The organism is Chitinophagaceae bacterium (genome assembly GCA_030053935.1).
Taxonomy (GTDB): domain Bacteria; phylum Bacteroidota; class Bacteroidia; order Cytophagales; family JASGCU01; genus JASGCU01.
The window spans coordinates 1-4,216 of the sequence record JASGCU010000130.1 but is presented as its reverse complement, the minus strand read 5'-3'; the positions used below and the strand labels follow the sequence as shown (position 1 = coordinate 4,216).

Genomic DNA, 4,216 nt, shown 5'->3' with positions numbered 1-4,216 from the left:
GCTTACATACTATCTCGCAAAATAACATATAGAAAAAGAGAGCATCTGTAAAAAGGCACTCTCTTTTTTATTTGTTATTGCATACAAAAACCATTCATAATTCATAACTATTAAGAAAGTTTTTTATGGAACAAGACATTTCTTTTTATGCCATGAAATTTGCTTCGTTTTAAAGCAGAATTTTTAAAGAATGTATGAAAGGCTTCCTCTGTAAGTTCTTCCCAATCTGATTTTTTCATCTGAAAGAAAATATCCGAGTATTCAAAAGCAGGATCTGTGTTTTTGGTAGAGAATCTATTCCAAGGGCATACATCTTGACAAATATCGCATCCAAAAATCCAATTTTCAAACTTCCCTTTCATTTCCACAGGTATCTCTCCCTTCATTTCTATGGTAAAATAGGAAATACAACGAGAAGCATCTACTATATAAGGAATTGGAATAGCTTGGGTAGGGCAAGCATCCATACAGCGGGTGCAGGTTCCACAATAATCTTTTATAGGTCCGTCTGCTTCCAAATCCATATCGCTGATGAGTTCTGCTAAGAAAAAAAAACTTCCTTTTTGTTTGTTTATCAGAAGGGAATTTTTTCCAATCCACCCTAATCCCGCTTTCTTTGCCCATGCCCTTTCATGCACGGGAGCGGAGTCCACAAAAGAACGTCCCTCCAAATTGCCTATTTCTTTTTTTATTCGGTCTACAAAAGTAGTGAGTTTTCTCTTGATTATAAAATGGTAGTCTTCTTTGCTATAGGCATATTTAGAAACTTTATATTCGTCTTCCAAAGCAATGGTTTTTTCGGGATAATAATTATACATCAAAGAAATAACAGACCGCGCTCCCTCTACTAACTTTCGGGGGTCCATTCTTTTGTCAAAATTTTTTTCTAAATACTTCATATCCGAGTGAAAGTTATTTTTTAGCCACCTCTCAAAACGAGGGGCTTCTTCTTCTAAAAACTCCGCTTTGGAGATACCACAAAAGCTAAATCCTAAATCCATAGCAATTTTTTTTATGTGAGTACTCTTTTCTTTTGTGCTGAAAAACATTTGGTGTATTTGATATGTTGAATAATAAGGGAGAATAGGTTTGTTTGCTAATCAATAAACCCTATTTCGTCTTTTGAGGAGAATCGCATCAAGAAATGGCTGGCATCAGATACAGACATTTCCCTATGGATTATTTTGAAAAGCACCTCACTGATAGGGCATCTGATTTTGTAATACTTGGATAGGGCAATAATGGTATCTATTGTTTTTACCCCTTCGGCTACCTCATGGATAGACCCAATAATATCTTCTATTTTTTCGCCCTTTGCAAGACGTACTCCCACGGTAAAGTTTCTACTCGTAGTGCTTGAGCAAGTAGCAATAATATCTCCTACTCCCGCTAAACCCATAAAGGATTTAGTATTTGCTCCCATTACCTTGCCTATATACATCATCTCCACTAATCCCCTGCTTATGAGGGATGCTTTTGCATTTTCTCCAAAAGAAAGTCCATATATGAGACCTGCTCCTATGGCTATGATATTTTTCAGAGAGCCGCAGAGTTCTACTCCCAATAAATCCTTGTTTCCAAATACTATAAATGTATCGTTTTTAAGAATTTGTATTCCCTCTGTAATGACTTCGTCAAAATGGCTCGCTATAACGGATGCGGCGGGAAGTTTTTGTTGCATCTCTTTGGCAAGATTGGGACCGGATAAGCATCCTATCCTTACCACAGAAGTTTCCTCCGTAATCACCTCACTCATTGTCTTTATCTGATGACGGCTCAGGATATCATTTTTTTTAAATTCTTTTTTGGATTGCATTGTATCAAAACCCTTTGTGCCGTGTATCAGTATATGGTAGGGTTTTAAGAAAGGACTCATTTTCCTTACGCTATCCCTAAAATGTAAGGAAGGAATAATAGGAAAAATAGTAGAACATTCCCCTAAAACATACTGAATATTAGTGGTGATTATTATATTTTTATGAAGGGTTTGTGAGCGGGCTTGCTCCAATTCATTTTGTCTTTCTTGGTTTCGTGCATAGAGGAATACTTTTCGTTTTTTTGCAATAATATTGGCAATAACTATTCCAAAGCTTCCCGTTCCAATTACGCCAACAGGGTTATTATTATACATATTGCTCCATTTCATAACCCTTCATTCTATTATGATAATAATATAAGAGAGACATATCTTGCGTAGTTATATTTCCTTGTTTATTCTTTAGTACAGGTCTGTTTATGTGATACAGCCCGCAATTATAGATACCATGATTAATAATATCATCGGGTGTTTTTTTTAAATAATCTGAATACTGTATTTCATTATTTGTACTCATTATATGTTGTAGAAGAGAGATAATTTTTTCTCTAAAAAAGTCATACTCTATCACTAAATCATCTTCGTTGAGGCGCAAAAGGTCATAGACATCTAAATTTTGGTTTCGTTTTTTAATAATTTCGTAAGCAAGGAAGGCTACTAAATGACTGGAAAAAATAGTATTATTTTTGTGATATTCTTGGACGATTTTTTTAGAGAGCAATAAGGCATATTGGTTTTCCCTTTGGGCATTAAAAATCATCTCTTTCTGAAATAAAAAATAATCTTTTATATCAATAGTATTCCCCTGTTTATCAATACTATTTCCTTGTTTATCAATATAGTTGCCAAAGACATCTATTGGTTTACAAATATTTACGGATATATCCGAACCCTTCGTAAAAAATTTCAAAATGAACTTGAGAATTTTATAAGAGGTAGAAAATTCATCCTCCTCTTTATAAAAAGATTCCTTTGCATGCTGGGAAAGATATTCTTTTATAAGAGTAGGGGCTTCCAAGACAAAGTGGTAATTGATTACCACAGGGACAATAAAGATTTTGCGTGGTTTTTGATCTGAACTTAGAGATTCTTCTATAAGTTCCCTTTGGGCAATGAGAGTGGTGCTTAAAAGCCCCAGCTTGAGGTTTTCTTCTATTGCTCCTGAGCGAGAGCGAGTTCCGCCAGGGAAGAATAAATTATGACATCCGTATTTGATAATTTCTTTAGAATACATTTTGAGTGCCTCTAAATAATGGATATTTTTTTTTCGTCTATCCACTTTAAATGCTCCTAAGCTGTTCATAAAATAAGCAAAGATTTTCATATTAAAAAGATTGAGCCCCGCTCCATAAATAAAAGGGGGCAATCCCAGATACTGAATTACCCAACCAATTAAGGCAGAATCTAAATTACTAAAATGTGTCGGCACCATAACAATTGTACCCATAGTAGAAAGTTCTCGTAAGGATTCTACCTCTCCTGAAACAATAATTTTATCTCCCAAATCTAATTGTTTGCTAAAGAGAGAGAAGAACCCTTTTACCCTCACTGCATTCAGCAATCGGGCAAAGCCAAAGGTAGCTACCCGCTTCGCAAACTGATAATGGCTGTTCTGAAAGTCCCCCGAAATTTCATTCACATACCTTTTTATAATACTTTCCTGTATCTCCCTATCTATTTTTTCCTGTACTTCAAGCGGCAAAGACGAACTTTCCTCTATTTTTTTCTTCACATTTTGCCAAAAAAAAGTATCGTCTAAGGGGTCTATCTTCCACTTATTCCTTTTGATACGAAGGAGTTCACGGTTACAGGTTACTAATATCTCATCTCGCATTGGACGAACCCTTTCCTTGTCATTATTAAGAACTTGTAACGTCTGGTCTATAACTTTTTGATTAAATTCTTTTCTATTTCTACTCAACTGCACTATTGCCCAATCATTACTTTTAGGAATTACTTTATTGTATATTCTTTTTGCCATTCAGTTATGTATAATTAAAAAATGATAATACTCTTTTTGATAATTACAAAATTACACAAAATACTATATTTTCTATTTTTGTTTCCATAAAGAATATAAAATATGGTTTTTTCAAAAATATAACTTGGTTTGATTAGTTATTTTGGATACTTGTATGTGATTTCATTTCTGTAGACATATGTATGGGAAATGGTTGATTCCACTCTGAAAATCCTCTTTTACAAAAATGTTCAGTTTCAAACTACAAATAAAAAGGTGCGTAGCACCGAAGTATTGGTAGAAGCTGGGGGAGGTCAAAAAACGATTCTCCTTTGCTTGCGGTTATGAAAGAATGTATCACCGTGATTTTTGGAAGATGAGTAAGATGAGACCGTTGCGAATTAAAAACGTAAAAAACGAATATTTTATTTCACGAATAT

The 4,216-nt window shown here is 34.4% G+C and carries 3 protein-coding genes; all 3 read right to left on the bottom strand.

The window, feature by feature from the left end; translation table 11 throughout:
- Positions 1-110 precede the first annotated feature (110 nt).
- The 3 genes from queG to QM536_09490 are packed head-to-tail and all read right to left on the bottom strand — an operon-like array spanning position 111 to position 3,797.
- Positions 111-1,049: a tRNA epoxyqueuosine(34) reductase QueG gene (gene queG, locus QM536_09500; protein MDI9357244.1), complete on the bottom strand. Its 939-nt coding sequence runs from the start codon at positions 1,047-1,049 to the stop codon at positions 111-113.
- A gap of 47 nt (positions 1,050-1,096) precedes the next feature.
- The gene (locus QM536_09495; GenBank protein ID MDI9357243.1) at positions 1,097-2,146 is read right to left on the bottom strand and encodes an NAD(P)H-dependent glycerol-3-phosphate dehydrogenase; all 1,050 of its coding nucleotides are present in this window, start codon (positions 2,144-2,146) and stop codon (positions 1,097-1,099) included.
- On the bottom strand, positions 2,124-3,797 hold the full coding sequence (locus QM536_09490; protein MDI9357242.1) for a 1-acyl-sn-glycerol-3-phosphate acyltransferase: 1,674 nt from the start codon (positions 3,795-3,797) through the stop codon (positions 2,124-2,126). Before QM536_09490 ends, QM536_09495 begins: the two co-directional genes overlap by 23 nt.
- Between the last annotated feature and the right edge of the window lie 419 nt (positions 3,798-4,216).